Annotated in this window: 13 protein-coding genes; 4 read left to right on the forward strand and 9 right to left on the reverse strand. The window is 69.1% G+C overall.

The window, feature by feature from the left end; genetic code table 11:
• Nucleotides 1-2 precede the first annotated feature (2 nt).
• From RM96_RS05810 to RM96_RS05835, 6 genes are all read right to left on the reverse strand, one after another.
• Nucleotides 3-767 (reverse strand): SDR family oxidoreductase, encoded by a 765-nt coding sequence (locus RM96_RS05810; RefSeq protein WP_039008699.1) that lies wholly within the window; start codon nucleotides 765-767, stop codon nucleotides 3-5.
• Nucleotides 751-2,457 (reverse strand): FAD-binding protein, encoded by a 1,707-nt coding sequence (locus RM96_RS05815; RefSeq protein ID WP_039008701.1) that lies wholly within the window; start codon nucleotides 2,455-2,457, stop codon nucleotides 751-753. Before RM96_RS05815 ends, RM96_RS05810 begins: the two co-directional genes overlap by 17 nt.
• Nucleotides 2,458-2,472: 15 nt before the next feature.
• The gene (locus RM96_RS05820) at nucleotides 2,473-3,009 is read right to left on the reverse strand and encodes a flavin reductase family protein (protein ID WP_039008703.1); all 537 of its coding nucleotides are present in this window, start codon (nucleotides 3,007-3,009) and stop codon (nucleotides 2,473-2,475) included.
• Entirely contained in the window at nucleotides 3,006-4,760 is a 1,755-nt protein-coding gene (locus RM96_RS05825; RefSeq protein WP_039008705.1) for an FAD-dependent oxidoreductase, read from the reverse strand. Before RM96_RS05825 ends, RM96_RS05820 begins: the two co-directional genes overlap by 4 nt.
• 26 nt (nucleotides 4,761-4,786) lie before the next feature.
• Nucleotides 4,787-5,980 (reverse strand): flavin-dependent monooxygenase, encoded by a 1,194-nt coding sequence (locus RM96_RS05830; RefSeq protein ID WP_039008707.1) that lies wholly within the window; start codon nucleotides 5,978-5,980, stop codon nucleotides 4,787-4,789.
• A 362-nt stretch (nucleotides 5,981-6,342) separates the two neighbouring features.
• On the reverse strand, nucleotides 6,343-7,494 hold the full coding sequence (locus RM96_RS05835) for an LLM class flavin-dependent oxidoreductase (protein WP_039008708.1): 1,152 nt from the start codon (nucleotides 7,492-7,494) through the stop codon (nucleotides 6,343-6,345).
• A 212-nt stretch (nucleotides 7,495-7,706) separates the two neighbouring features.
• Between RM96_RS05835 and RM96_RS05840 the strand changes: the two genes are divergently transcribed.
• On the forward strand, nucleotides 7,707-8,051 hold the full coding sequence (locus tag RM96_RS05840; RefSeq protein ID WP_039008712.1) for a VOC family protein: 345 nt from the start codon (nucleotides 7,707-7,709) through the stop codon (nucleotides 8,049-8,051).
• 8 nt (nucleotides 8,052-8,059) lie between these two features.
• Here RM96_RS05840 and RM96_RS05845 read toward each other — a convergent pair whose 3' ends face one another.
• Nucleotides 8,060-9,244, reverse strand: coding sequence for a helix-turn-helix transcriptional regulator (locus tag RM96_RS05845; protein WP_039008713.1), 1,185 nt, complete (start codon nucleotides 9,242-9,244; stop codon nucleotides 8,060-8,062).
• Between the two features lie 398 nt (nucleotides 9,245-9,642).
• Between RM96_RS05845 and RM96_RS05850 the strand changes: the two genes are divergently transcribed.
• From RM96_RS05850 to RM96_RS05860, 3 genes are read left to right on the forward strand one after another with little or no spacing between them, the layout of a single operon-like run.
• A complete protein-coding gene (locus RM96_RS05850) occupies nucleotides 9,643-10,452 on the forward strand; it encodes an SDR family NAD(P)-dependent oxidoreductase (RefSeq protein ID WP_039008715.1) in 810 nt (269 codons plus the stop codon).
• Nucleotides 10,453-10,485: 33 nt separating this feature from the next.
• Entirely contained in the window at nucleotides 10,486-11,442 is a 957-nt protein-coding gene (locus RM96_RS05855; protein ID WP_039008717.1) for an alpha/beta hydrolase, read from the forward strand.
• On the forward strand, nucleotides 11,439-12,533 hold the full coding sequence (locus RM96_RS05860; protein WP_039008720.1) for a 3,4-dihydroxy-2-butanone-4-phosphate synthase: 1,095 nt from the start codon (nucleotides 11,439-11,441) through the stop codon (nucleotides 12,531-12,533). Before RM96_RS05855 ends, RM96_RS05860 begins: the two co-directional genes overlap by 4 nt.
• Nucleotides 12,534-12,539: 6 nt before the next feature.
• Here RM96_RS05860 and RM96_RS05865 read toward each other — a convergent pair whose 3' ends face one another.
• The gene (locus RM96_RS05865; protein WP_039008722.1) at nucleotides 12,540-13,502 is read right to left on the reverse strand and encodes a hypothetical protein; all 963 of its coding nucleotides are present in this window, start codon (nucleotides 13,500-13,502) and stop codon (nucleotides 12,540-12,542) included.
• Nucleotides 13,503-13,518: 16 nt separating this feature from the next.
• On the reverse strand, nucleotides 13,519-14,310 hold the full coding sequence (locus RM96_RS05870; RefSeq protein ID WP_039008724.1) for an SDR family oxidoreductase: 792 nt from the start codon (nucleotides 14,308-14,310) through the stop codon (nucleotides 13,519-13,521).
• Between the last annotated feature and the right edge of the window lie 13 nt (nucleotides 14,311-14,323).

The raw sequence follows: 14,323 nt of genomic DNA on the forward strand, positions 1-14,323 counted from the left end.
CTTCAGGCCACGCCCATGATGGCCTGCGCATTGTCGATGCGCAGTTCGGCGCCATTGATAAAGCGCGATTCGTCCGAGGCCAGGAACAGCACGAGGTTGGCGACATCGTGCGGATGGCACATGCGCTGCATCGGCTCGGCGCCGCCCACCTCTTCCGGCAGGGCCGTGACGCCGCCTGGCAGGAAGGCCGCGGTCATCGGCGTAAGGATGCCGTCGGGATGGATCGAGTTGCAGCGCACGCGATAGCCGTTCTGCTTGCAGTGGCCGGCCACTGCGCGCGTGAGCGCGGTCACCGCGCCTTTGCTGGCGCTGTAGGCGCAGAACGCGCCCATGCCGCCCAGCGCCGCCACCGACGACATATTGACGATGCTGCCGCCGCCCGCCTTCATCGCGGCCACGCCGTACTTGCAGCCGAGGAAATAGCCGTCGGCGTTGATGCGCATCACGCGCTGCCATTGCTCCAGCGTGGCGTCCTCGACCGAGCCCAGCATCAGGATGGCCGCATTGTTGACCAGCACGTTGGGCGCGCCGAAGCGCTGCTCGGTGCGGGCCATCACTTGCTGCCAGCTGGCTTCGCTGGCGATGTCGTGCGGCACGAACAGCGCCGCGTCGCCGATCTCGCGCGCCAGCGCATGGCCCGCTTCCTCGTTGAGGTCGGTCAGCACCACGCGTGCGCCTTCGCGCGCCAGCAGAAGTGCGTCTTCCTTGCCGACGCCGCTGGCGGCCCCGGTGACAATGGCGATCTTTCCTTCAGTACGTCGGCTCATGGGAGGTCTCCTGGTTGGTGTGTGCCTGCCGCTCGCCGGCAGGCTGTCGTGCGAGATGGCGGCCTGCGTTGCGCCCCGACCAGATGCAGTCGGCAAGCGACAGGCCGCTTACGTAGTGGTTGGAAGCAATGCCCACGGCAGTCCGGCCGACGGCATAGAGCCCCGCAACCGGCGCGCCGCCGGCGGCGGCCAGCACCCGGCCGCTGGACTCTTCCACCGACAGGCCGCCGAGCGTGATGGCCGGACAGGGAAAGACGCGGCTGTCGGCCGAGATGTCGATGGCGAGCCATGGCCCCGTTTCCAGCGAAGCGCACATCTGCGCCGACTTGCCGGTCGGGTCCGCGATCTCGCCGCGAGCCGCTGCGTTGCAGGCATCCAGCGAAGTCCGCAGCGCAGCGCCGGGCATGCCCAGCTTGTCGGCAAGCGCTTCGAGACTGGACGCGCGCCGCGCACCGGCAAGCATGAGCAGCGCGGCAGGCAAGGCCTGGAATGCCCACAGCCGGCCGCCCAAGCATTCGCGCAAGGCGGCGCGCGCCAGCTCGCGGTTCAGGATCAGCCACGCCCGCCCGCCGTGCCGTTCGCACATGGCATGGCCAAGCGTGGCGCCATAGGTTTCTTCATTGCCGATACGCGCGCCCCGCGCATCGACCACGCAGCCACGCGCCCAGTCGAACGGCGGGTTGATGAATCGCCATGCCGAGACCCGCTCCAGGTGACGCGTTGCCGCGCCGGCCGATTCGCCAAGCCGGATGCCGCTGCCGTCGCAGCCGGTCGCGCCGAGCCGCCAGGTCTGCAGGTACTTGCCGGCGTGGCGCGCCACCATGGCGCGATTGAAGATAAAGCCTCCCGTGGCCAGCACCACGGCACGCGTGCGCACTGCCACCGGGCGCGCATGGCGCAGCTCCAGTTGCAGCACGCGCTGGCGCAGCAGGTCGGCCAGCCCCGGCATGGCGTTGTGCAGGCGCTCGGCCATCCGCGCGAGGCGGGCGTGGCGCGTCTGGTGCCGTCCCGCCGGCACCTGCCACAGCTCGACGCCAATGACCGCGCCATCCCTGTCGACGATCAGGCGCCGCGCCGCGGCCTGGCGCATCACCGTCACCTCCGGCCGGGCCTGCACGGCGCCGCGCAGCACGCCGTACAGCGTGCGGCCGGACATGCCGGGGCCTTTCACGCGGTGCCCGCGCGGCGCCGGCGCGGCATGCTGCGCATACGCGGCCACCGCTTCGTTGCCGGAGTAGTAGAGGTAATAGGGTTGCGCGGGATAGGAGGTCTTGCGCGGCGGCACGGTCGCGGCAAAGCGCACGCCGATGCCTTCCAGCCAGCCGATCATGTCGCGGCTGCGCTCACAGAACGCCTGCAGTGTTGCCTCGCTGACGACTTCGCCGGTCTCCTGGCGCAGGTAGTCCGCCATGGCCCGCGGCGTATCGGCATAGCCCGCGGCGGACTGGTAGGCCGTGCCGCCGCCGGCATACACCACGCCGCCGCTCTTCGCGCTTGCGCCGCCGCCTTCGAAGCGCTCCGCAACGATCACGCGCGCGCCGCCCTGCGCCGCTTCCAGCGCGGCGCAGGCGCCGGCAGCGCCGAAGCCCACCACGACGGCGTCGCAGACGGCCTGCCACGGGTGGGCGTCCGGATCATCGAGCCGCAGCGGTGCGTAGATCGGCGTGGCGGAATCGGGCCGAGGGTCCATGCCTGCGCTCCCGGCTTATGCCGAACACATGGCGCCGAGCGGCGCGGAAGTCGAGTAGGCGCCATCGACATAGACCAGCGGCGACACCTCGCCCGCCAGCCGCACCTCGCGCAGGCGCCCGATAAAGACCGCATGGGTGCCATAGTCGAAACGGCCGTCCTGCCGGCAGACCAGGTTGGCCTGGGCATCGCGCAGGCACGGCACGCCGAGCACGTCGTCCTCCCACTCGCCACTGGTAAAGCGCTCTTCACCCTTGAGCCGGCCGCTGCAATCCACCGCGATGTCGCGATGGTCGGCTGCCAGCAGGTTGATGCAGAAGTCCGCGCCGGCATCGAGCGGCGGGTAGATCGACGCATTGCGGTTAATGCAGATCAGCAGCGAGGGCGGATCCGCGGACAAGGAATCGACCGCGGTCACGGACATTGAATAGCGGCGCTCGCCATGGCGGCAGGAAATGACGGCCACCGAGCGCGCCATGCGGCGCATCGCCATCAGCATGTCGTCGCGCAGCGCGGTGCCGGCTTCGGCGCGGGTGTCGGGACTGGCGCTCATACGGCCTCCTGTACGGTTTGAGTGTGGGGCGCGGCGGCAGGCTGCCGTGCATGCTGCGAGAGCAGGTCGGCAGCGATAAAGCCGAAGGTCATGGCCGGGCCCAGGGTGGAGCCCGCGCCGGGATAGCTGGTGCCCATCATCGAGGCACTGGTATTGCCGATGGCGAACAGTCCCGCAATGGCGGTGCCGTCGTCGCGCAGCACGCGCGCGCTGGCGTCCGTCACCAGCCCGCCCTTGGTGCCGATGTCGCCGGCATCGAGCCGCACGGCGTAGAACGGCGCCTTGCCGATCGGCGCGAGGCAGGGATTGGGCCGTACCGCGGGGTCGCTGTAGTAGGTATCGAACAGGTTGTCGCCCTTGCCGAACTCCTCATCCACGCCGGTGGCGGCGTAGCGGTTCATGCGGGCGACGCTGTGGGCCAGGCCGTCCGCGTCCACACCGATCCGCTGCGCCAGTTGCTGCAGGGTATCGGCGCGCACCAGGATGCCGGACAGGTTTGACGGGATGCTGCGGTCCGGCATGACCGAGCCCGGCAGGATCGGGCCACATGGGTATTTGTGGCGGAAGGTGGCATCGAACACCATCCAGGCCGGCACGGTGCAGCCGGTCTTTTCGTGGTCGCGGTACATCGCGGGCACGAACTCGGAATACGGCGCGGCCTCGTTGACGAAGCGCCGGCCCTGCCCGTTCACCACCAGGCAGCCCGGCATGGCCCGCTCGATAAACAGCGCGCGCTGCTTTTCCTCGCCCTGCACATGCACGGTGGGCGCGCCCCAGACGTGGGACATCAGCGCCACGCCGGCGCCGGCGGCCTGCCCGGCGCGGATGGCATCGCCGGTGTTGTTGGGCGGCGTGGCGCTCCAGGCGGCCTGCGTCGGTTGCGGCAGGTACTGCTCGCGCATGGCCTGGTTGCGCTCGAAGCCGCCGGCGGCCAGGATCACGCCGCGCAAGGCGCGGATCTCCACCACGCGTCCGTCCTGCACGGCGCGCACGCCGCGCACCGCACCGTCTTCGATGATCAGGTCCTGCAGCGCCGTATCGAGCCAGAGCGGAATCGCGCGGTCCATCATCGCGCGCCGCAGGCCGCCGGCGAGGCTGTTGCCGAGCGTGAGCCGGCGGTCGCGCCGGGTCTTGCGGCGCCAGCCGAAATCCAGCCAGTAGCGCGCGAACTGGCGCACCGCCAGCCCAAGCCAGCCGGGCGAGCGGCACAGCAGCGCATGCGCCTCGCCCGAGGTCACCGCCACGCGCCCGCCCACCAGCGTGCCTGGCGACGGTGGCCGCAACCGGTCGAATTCCTCGCGCAGCCGCGCGCCGTCGAACGGCATCGGGTCAAGCGCGCGGTAGCCGGGCATCGCGCCCGGCACCTTCTGGAAATAGTCCGCGTAGCGCGGCAGCGTGTAATACCGCACGCCGGCCTGCTGCTCCAGGTACTGCAGCATGCGCGGCGCCTGCTCAAGATAGGCGCGGATGCGCTGCGGATCGCCGTGTTCGCCGGTGCAGGCGAGCACGTACTCCAGCGCGGTGGCGTAGTCGTCCTTGCCGCCTGCCGGCGCGATATGGTGGTTGAGCGGAATCCAGATGCCACCGCCGGACACCGCCGAGGTGCCGCCGTACTGGCTGCTCTTCTCCAGCACCACCACCGACAGGCCGCGGTCGGCGGCACGGCAGGCAGCCAGCATGCCGCCTGCGCCCGAGCCGACCACCACCACGTCAAACTCCTTCGTCTGCATGTGCGCCGTGTTCTGGCTCATGATGGATCTCCGTGCCCTTGCGCTGCTCAGATGAAGAAGTCGGTGTTGGCGCGCCCCATCATCACGCCGCCAAGGTTCTGGCCGAAGCGGTCCAGGTTGTTGGCGTAGTGGGCGCGTGCCGCGTGCAGGTCGAGGAAGCGGCGCACCATCGGGTTGCTGCGGTAGATGCCATTGCCGCCGGCATAGCGCAGCAGGCTGTTGGCCAACTGCGCGCAGCGCTCGGCCACCTGCGAGGACTGATAGCGGAAATGCAGCCGGCGCGGTGTCTGCACCTGGCCGCCTTCGCGCGCAACCGCCAGCAGTTCGTCGAAGTTGCGCTCGAGGATGGTCCGCATCTCGTCGATCGCCACCTGCGCGTTGGCGCAGGCCATCTGCGCGCCGCCGTCTTCGGCTGTCTTGCTGCCGCCGTTGCTGCTGACGCGGCCATCGGCATACGCGACGAAGTCATCCAGCGTGCCTTCCAGCGCGCCGATGCACGCCGTGCACACGGCGCGCACGAAGATCTGGGCGAACGGCAGGCGGTACAGCGGCAGGTCATTCACGGCCAGCCCAGGGCTGGTGCCCATGGCGCCATCGACAGCGCGATGGGTGCGGTAGTCGGGCACGAACACGTCGTCGACCACGATATCGTGGCTGCCGGTCGCGCGCAGGCCCAGCACATCCCAGTTGCGCACGATCTTGTAGTCCGAACGCGGCAGCAGGAAGGTGCGGTAGTCATAGGCGCCGCCCGGTTCGGCCGGCGGCACCAGCCCGCCCAGGAAGATCCAGTCGCACAGCTCGCTGCCGCTGGAGAACTTCCAGTGCCCGGAGAAGCGATAGCCGCCTTCGACCGGCGTGACCTTGCCCACCGGCATATAGGTCGAGGCGATCAGCGTGGTGGGGTCGTTGCCCCATACCTCCTGCTGCGCGCGTTCGTCGAACAGGGCCAGTTGCCAGTTGTGCACGCCGACCACGCCGTAGACCCAGGCGGTGGACATGCAGCCTTTGGCCAGTGCCATCTGGATGCGGAAGAAGGTCTGCGGATCGAGCTCGTAGCCGCCATGGCGGCGGGGCTGCAAGACCTTGAAGAAGCCCGCGGCCTGCATCTCGGCGATGGTCTCGGCGGGAATGCGCGCTTCGGCCTCGGCCTGGGTGGCGCGCTGGGCCAGCACGGGAATCATCTGCTCGGCGCGCGCGATCAGGCGGGCGGCCAGGTCCTTGGGATTGTTGTCGTGATGCACCGCGGTCTCCTTGTGGCTTGGTCTTGTGGCTGGCGTTGATGTTTGCACTGGCGGGGCGGGGTGCCATCGTCTGTTGGGACTAGCCATGGTGCGATTTGGTGGGCTGCACTTCGTGGATGCGCTGGCCCTCTCCCCCGGCCCCTCTCCCGCAAGCGGGAGAGGGGAGCAAACCGGCAGCGCTCGAAAGCACTACGGTCCCTCCAACTCCCGATTGCGTGCTCCCTCTCCCGCTTGCGGGAGAGGGTTGGGGTGAGGGCGGGCGTGTCCTGCGAAGTCAGGCCTGCGGTATGCCACCGCCTGCCCTCACCCCTACCCCTCTCCCGCAAGCGGGAGAGGGGAGCAAACACTCGGGAAGCAAACCCTCAGGCCAGCGCGCGCAGCTTGCGGCCCTGCTTGCGGAAGTGCGGGATCACGTGCTCGCCGATATTGCGGATGGTCTCGAGCTGCGCCCACTGCGGCACCGTGCCCATCTGGCAGATAAACAGGATCTCGTCGGCGCCGGCATCGATCAGGCGCTGCACGTAGCCGATGCAGTCCTCCACCGTGCCGTAGGCGTGGTTGGGATTGAGCATCATCATCGACGGGTCGCTGAAGTCGACCGAGACCTTCTCGGAGGCGAACTTCGTATTGACGACGGCCTTGCCCTGCGCGTCCGTGGCAGTGACATGCTCGTCGTCCCAGGAGGCCGGGTCGGGGCGCTCGCCGCCGGCATACCAGTACGACAGCGACTCCATGAAATAGCGCTGTCCCTTGATGCCGATCTTGCGCGCGGCCATGCCGTCTTCCAGCACGATGGTCGGGCACAGCGCGGCCAGGTGCTGGTGCGGGCGGAAGCCCACCTGGTCCTCGGGCTTGCGGGTCTCCCACGCGGCGCGGTAGATCTCATTCTTTTTGGCCACATCCTCGGGACCACCAAAGCCGAGCACCAGCGCACCCATGCCGCGCGCGCCGGCACGCTGCAGCGTGTCGGCATTGGTGCAGGCCAGGTACATCAGCGGGTGCGGGTCCTGGCGCGGCTTGGGGTGGATCGGGCGGCGTGGGATCTTGATGAACTCGCCGTCGTGCTCGATCTCGTCCTGCGTCATGATCTTCGGGATCAGGTACATCGACTCGTCGATCATCGGGTGCAGGCTGTTGAGGTCGTAGCCGAAAGTGCCGGCCTCCTGCTGGGTGCCGCCCTTGCCCACGCCGAAGTGCACGCGGCCGCCGGAGAGGATATCCAGCGTGGCGATGCGCTCTGCCACCTTGACCGGATGGTTCATCGCCGGCGGCAGGCACACCACGCCGTGGCCGATGCCGATGCGCTGCGTGCGCCCGGCGACGAAGGCGAGGAATGTTTCCGGCGCGCTCATGTGCGCGTAATTGGTCAGCGCGGTGTGCTCGACCGCCCAGACCACGTCGAACCCCATGTCCTCGGCCAGCACCACCTGCTCCATGATTTCATCGAACACCTTGTGGTCGCCGGCGCGCGAGGCATCGACGGTCTGTGCTTCATAGATCAGCGAAAAACGCATTGCAGTCCCCTTCCCTGGCATTGATGGTTCAGGACCGCCGCCGGGACGCCGCCGGTTGCCGCGTCTCGAGCCGGAAGCGGCCTGTGTGCTTGCAGTGTGGTCGGCGCAAGGCGTTGCAACATCGTCTGATTGGATTATGAGCAGTGCATGGCGCATCCCTATCATTGGTCCCGGGCATCACGCCCCTTTTTCATCGAGAGGACCAGGACATCATGCAAGCCAGGCTGCTGCTTTACCCCGTCGCGGACATCAACACCGCGCTGCCGTTCTTTACGGAAGGACTCGGACTGCCAGTGAAGTTTCGCGACGGAAACCGCTATTGCGCGCTCGACGCGGGGGCGCTGACGCTGGCACTGGTGGCCGGCGAAGAAAGGCTGGTGGACCAGCCCGCGCTGGCGTTCAAGGTGGATGAAGGTGACGATATCGCCGCGGCGATCGCGCGGCTGGTGGGTGCGGGTGCCAGCGTGATCCAGCCCGCAGCGCAGGGGCCGCACGAGACGCGCGCGGTGCTGCAAACCCCGGAAGGCTTTGCGCTGGTGCTCAGCGCAAAGCCCTGACGCCTGGGCTAGCCCAGCGAAATCACGCTGCTCAGCAGCATGCGGACCAGCGTGGCCTGCCGGGTCACGCCGGTCTTGGAGAAGATGGCACGCAGGTGAGCGCGCGCCGTGTTCTTGCTGATGCCGAGTTCGTCCGCGGCTTCATCGAGCGTGAGGCCGTTGGCCAGTTGCAGCGCCAGTTGCGTTTCGGCCGGCGTGAGGTCGAACAGCTGCCGCACCACCTCGTGCGAGGCCTGCGAGCGCCGCTCCGGGTCGCGGATGAACACCACGCAGGCCGGGCGCTTGCGGTTGTCCTCGGACCACTCGCTGAGCGGGATGGTGCGGATCAGCACGCCCAGCCTAGCACTGCCGGACGGGCGCGTGATCGACATCGCTTCCATCAGCGCCGGCGTAGTACCGAGGTGGCCCATCATCGCCTGGCGCAGCAAGCGCTGGAACTTGCGGTTTTCCTGGCCATATTCCACGTCCAGCCCGCCCTTGGAAATTCGGATGCCGTCCCTGGCGCCAAGGATCTCGTCGGCTGCCGCGTTGGTCTTGATGATGGCGCCCGACTCATCAAGGATCACCATGCCGACCAGCATGCGGTCGATGGCGCTGGCATAGACCGTGCGTTCCGATTCCACCACGTCGAGGCGCGAGTGCAGGTCCACCGCGCGCTTCAGGTGCGGCAGCAGCGCCGTGCACAGCGCCTTGTCCGCGGCCGAGAAGTCGCGCCCGTCGTGCTGGCGGCACACGCGGAAGCGGCATTCCACGCCGTCGTCGGTACGCAGGTCGGCGCCGAGGATGTAGCGGATGCCGATGTCCTTGAGGAACTGCAGGTAGAGCTCGCTCTGGCACCAGACGCCGGGTCCGAGGTGCTCGTCGATGGTCACCACCCGGTCCGAGGGCAGGCCGATGAAGGGGTCGAGCGCGTAGTAGTAATTGTTGTAGGAGGTCTCGCCCGGCAGGGTCGAGCCATGCTCGGACGCATTGACCATGAGCCCGGGCCGGTCTGTGGCCGGCGAGCGCAGGATCAGCGTGACATAGTTGGCGTTGAGCTGCCGGCGGATCTGTTCCAGCGCCTTGCCCCACGGCACCTGCTCCATCGGTCCCTGGTAGATATTCCCCAGCAACGCGCTGAAGTCCGACAGCGACACCGTCGTCTGCTCGAACAGGCGTGCGGCTGCCTGGTTGTGGCTAACCTCCATCAGCATTTCCTCTGTCTCCATTGTGGCGTGCGCAGCGCATCGGACGTGCCGGGGCGGCTGGCCTGCGATGGGCTCTGTGGCCCTTTTTTGTGCCCCGATTATAGGGACGGCGAAGGGGTCGCGGCTGGCCCCTTGCCTTCATGGTTTGCCCTAGGGGAGTGCGGCCGGACTAGTCCTGCGGGACAGGCCAATCCTCACGCGCCGGCAGCGCAAACACATACTCCAAACAGACTAAGGACAGACCCATGCCCAAGCGGTCGAGGGCAAACCCCTAGCCAGTGGGCCAGCCGCCATGTGACGCCGCCCACCCTACCCAAACAGACGATGCCGCCCCGCCACGCTGCCGCTACAAGACAGGCATGCGCGGCGATCCCCGCCGCCTTCTTTCACGGAGAACCACGACCATGGCGGCAAACCCGCGGCAGCAGGCCGCAGTGATCACAGGAGCGGCCGGCGGCATCGGCCGCGCGCTCGCACAAGCCCTGGCAGCGCGGGGATATGCGCTGGCACTGGCGGATGTCGACGCCAGTGCGCTCGAGGCGACGCGTGCGGCGCTTGCCGGTCGGGGGGCGGCCGTCGTCGCGGTGCCTACGGATGTCGCCGATATGCGGCAGATCGGGCACCTTTGCGAGGAGAGCTTCCTGCGCCTCGGCCGTGTCGACCTGCTGGTCAACAACGCCGGCATTCTCGCCACCGGCCGCTGCTGGGAACTGCCACCGGAAGTGTTCGACAGCGTGATGCGCGTCAACCTGTGGAGCGTGCTGCACGCGCTGCGCTGCTTCGTGCCGCGCATGGTGGCGCAAGGCGCGGGCCATATCGTCAACGTGGCCTCGATGGCCGGCCTGGCCGTGGGGCCGTGGCTGGCGCCCTATACGCTGTCCAAGCAGGGGGTGGTGGCACTGAGCGAAGGGCTGGCGCTGGAACTGCAGGCGGCGGGCCTGCCGATCGGGGTGTCGGTGGTCTGCCCCGGCCCGGTGGCCACCGGCATTGCCTCCGGCCTCGACAGTGGCGGCGCGCAGGAGGTGAGCCAGATGAACGGCGCGCTGCGCAGCGGCATTGCCGCCGGCATGACGCCGGAGGCCGTCGCGCGCTGCATCATCGATGGCGTACTTGCCGGCCGGTTCTGGATCCTGCCGCACGAGCAGGCCGCGCACGCGGCACTGGCCCGCGCGCAAGGCATTGCCGCCGGCAGTCCGCCGGCATTCGCGCTCTGACGCCGATTCCCTCACCGCAATCCAGGAGACACCATGCCGCTCGATCCCCAGGCCCGCGCCATGCTTGATGCCATGGCCGCCATGCCCCGCCCCGATTTCGCCACGCTGCGCGCCACCGACTACCGTGCCGCGCTGGCGTCCATGCCTGCGTTTGCACCCGGCGATACCATTGCCACGCAGCAAGACCTCATCATCGACGGCGCAGCCGGCCCGCTGCAGGCGCGCCTGTACCGGCCCGACGACAGCACGGGATTGCCGCTCGTCGTGTATTTCCACGGCGGTGGCTTTGTCCTCTGCGGCCTCGATTCGCACGACAATATCTGCCGCAGCCTGGCGCGCCGCAGCGGTGCACTGGTGCTGTCGGTCGACTACCGGCTCGCACCCGAGGCGCGCTTTCCCGCAGCGGCCGACGACGCGGTCGCGGCCGTGCGCTGGGCCGCCGCGCATGCGGCGCAACTCGGCGCCGACCCGGCCCGGCTGGCCGTGGCCGGCGACAGTGCCGGCGGCAACCTGGCCGCCGTCGCCAGCCAGCAATTGCGCGGCAGCGGCACCGTGCTGCAGCACCAGCTGCTGCTCTACCCCTACCTGGACTGCACCGACGCCGCGGCCGCCAGCGCGAGCTATCGCGAATGCGCGACGGGCTACTTCCTCAGTGCCGCCGAACTGGACTGGTATCGCGGCCAGTACCTGGCCAACCCCGCGGACGCCGCCGACGTGCGCGCCAGCCCGCTGCACCAGCGCGACCTGCATGGCCTGCCGCCGGCCACCATCATCACCGCCGAGTTCGACCCGCTGCGCGACCAGGGCGAGAGCTATGGCAAAGCGCTGCAGCGCGCGGGCGGCAGCGCCACCGTGCGCCGCTGGCCCGGCCAGTTCCATGGCTTTATCAGCATGCAAGGCGTGATGGATGCCGCCAGCCACGCGCTGGACGCGGCCGCCGCGGCGCTGCGCCAGGCCTTCGGCACCGGCGGCCGGCAGGAGGCAGCATGAGCGCAGCCACCGTCCTGCCGCCGATGGCCGACGTGCTCGCGGCGCTGGCCGCGGGCCAGCGCGTAGTGGTGATTGAAGACGAGACCGACGAGGCCACCGGCTGCGTGTTGGTTGCCGCCGAGCGTGCCGGCGAGGCCGATGTCAACTTCATGGCCGCGCAGGCACGCGGCCTGGTCTGCATGGCCATCACCGAGGCGCGCCGCCAGTTGCTGCAGTTGCCGCCGATGGCGGCGCTCCATCGCCAGCGCGAGCGCTACACGGTGTCGATCGAGGCGGCCAGCGGCGTCAGCACCGGCATTTCCGCCGCTGACCGTGCGCTGACGCTGCGCGTGGCTGCGGCACCGCGCGCGCAGCCGCGTGACCTGGTCCAGCCCGGCCACATCTTCCCGGTGGTGGCGCAGCCAGACGGCGTGTTGCGCCGCGCGGGCTTTGCCGAGGCCTGCTCCGACCTGCCGGCGCTGGCCGGGCGCGTCGCGGCCGGCGCTTATGCCATGGTGCTCGATGACGACGGCGAGCTGCTGCGCGGCCCTGCCCTGCTGGCCTTCGCGCAGTGCCACGGCCTGCCGGCGGTTTCGATTAGCGGACTCATCCACCACCGCTTGCTGACCGAAGGCACGCTGCGCCGCACGCGCTCGACCGAACTGGCCACGCCGTTCGGACGCTTCACCGTGCACGCCTACCACGACGCACCGGTCGATGCGCTCCATCTCGCGCTGGTACTGGGCCAGCCCGACCCGCGGCGGCCCGTGCTGACGCGCGTCCAGGCCGTGGAAATGCAGCGCGACGTGCTGGGCTTCGGCACGCCGGCCCAGCCCGCCTGGAATCTGGAACGCTCGCTGGCCCGCATCGGTGCCGAAGGCTGCGGCGTGCTGGTACTGCTGGATGAGCGCGAATCGCCGCAGCAGCGGCTGGACAGGCTGGAACTGATGGCCGCGCCGGCGCCGGCCTTTGCGCAACGCGCGCTGGGTGTGGGCGCGCAGATCCTGCGCGATGTGGGGGCGCACAAGCTGCGCCTGCTCAGCCATCCGGTACCGTATCGCGCGGTCACCGGGTTCGACCTGGAGGTGACGGAGTTTGTCCCGCCTTGCTGAGACGCGCTAAGGCCGGCGAAAACAGTCGGCAAAGCTGCGCGTGAAGCGCTCCACGTCGGCGTCTGGCAGGTGGTTGATGCCGCCAGCCAGGCGCCGGCCGCCGCCGGTCTCGAAGCCGCGGCAGAAGTCGGCGGCACCGGTGGCGCTGTGGGCAGGCACCCTTACGCTGACCGTAAAGCCGCCGCCGGATTTCGGCGACAGCAGGCCGATCGCGTCGCCGGGACGCCCGCGCACCAGGTCATTGGCCAGCACGCCGATCGCGCGCCGCGCCCACGGCGCGTCGGGCAGCACCAGCAGCGCGGCGCCCGGCACTTCATGGGCCGGGCCCAGCCGGCGCGCACGCGCCATGTCGTCCTCGTAGCCGTCGCGCAGCGTCGCGAAGGCCGCGCATTGCGCCGCGAACGCCAGCGGATCCTCGAATGGCAGCATATGCAGCGCCAGCTCGGCGGGATCAAAATGCAGGTCCGCCACGCACTCGCCATAGGCGTTGTAGTTCAGGCAGGTGCCCAGCTGTTCCAGCACAGCGCTATCGCGCTCGCCGAGTCCCGCCTGCGCCGCCATCGCGCGGGCCACGCCGGCCAGGTTGTCGCCGAACGCGGCGGTGATCGCCCAGCGCCGGTGGCGCCCGTCCAGGTGACGGTCGACCAGGATGCTGGTGCAGACGTCGGCCGCTTCGTCGATATGCACGCGCAGGCCGGCATGATCCGGCAGCGACCCGGCATGGTGGTGGTCGAAGTACTCAATCCGCGCACCCGCCGCGAGCAGCCCCAACAGGCCATCGCGGTTCTGATCGAGCGAGATGTCCAGCGCGGTCACGGTATCGCCGGGCCCGGCGGCGATGCGCTCGAGCAGCCGGATATCACGCTTGACGCCGGTGACCAGGGTCGCGTCGCCGGGATGCGCCAGGCGCAGTTGCTGCAGCGCGCAAAGACCGTCGGCGTCACCGTTGAAGGCAAAGTAGCGGGTCATGGCAGTTGGTCAGGGGTCAGGGCATGAAATCGCCGCCATTCGCATCCAGCGAGGCGCCGGTAATCGCACGGGCGTAATCCGACACCAGGAACAGCGCCGCGCGCGCACAGTCATCATCCGTCGGCATGCGGCCCAGCGCAATCTGGGATGTCACCGGTGCGATGACAGCGTCCTCGCTCACGCCTTGTTCTGCCGCCGCGTGGCGCACATAGCCCTGCACCGGCGCGCCCCACATCCAGCCCATGAAGATGCTGTTGGCACGGATGCCATGCGGACCCAGTTCGCGCGCCAGGTATTTGACCGCGACCGCCAGCGCCCCCTTGGACGCCGCATAGCCCGATTCCCCGGGCATCGGCTTGCGCGTGGCCTGCGTGTTGATCATGACGATGGCGCCGCCGCCCTGCGGCCTCATCAGCGCGGCCACTTCCTGGGTGAGCGTCATGGTGCCGAACACGTTGGTGTCGAACACTTGGCGCCAGACGTCAAGGTCGGCGGATTCCACCGGCTCCGGAAAATTGCCGTGCTGGAAGGCGCTGTTGACCAGCGCATCGATGCGGCCGAAGCGGCGCATGGTTTCGCTGGCCAGGTGCCGGGACTGGGCGCGGTCGGTGATGTCGGTCACCACCTTGAGCACTTCGCAGTCGGCGCCGAGCGCATCGATGCGGGCCTGGGCCTCGTCCAGCTTCGCCGCCGTGCGCGCGGCGATCGCCACGGCGCGGGCGCCTTCCCGCGCGGCTTCCACTGCGAGCTTGATGCCCAGCCCGGGGCCGATGCCGGACACGATGACGATCTTGTCTTTCAACAGCATGATGTTGTCTCCT

It is taken from the genome of Cupriavidus sp. IDO, assembly GCF_000812465.1.
Lineage (GTDB): Bacteria > Pseudomonadota > Gammaproteobacteria > Burkholderiales > Burkholderiaceae > Cupriavidus.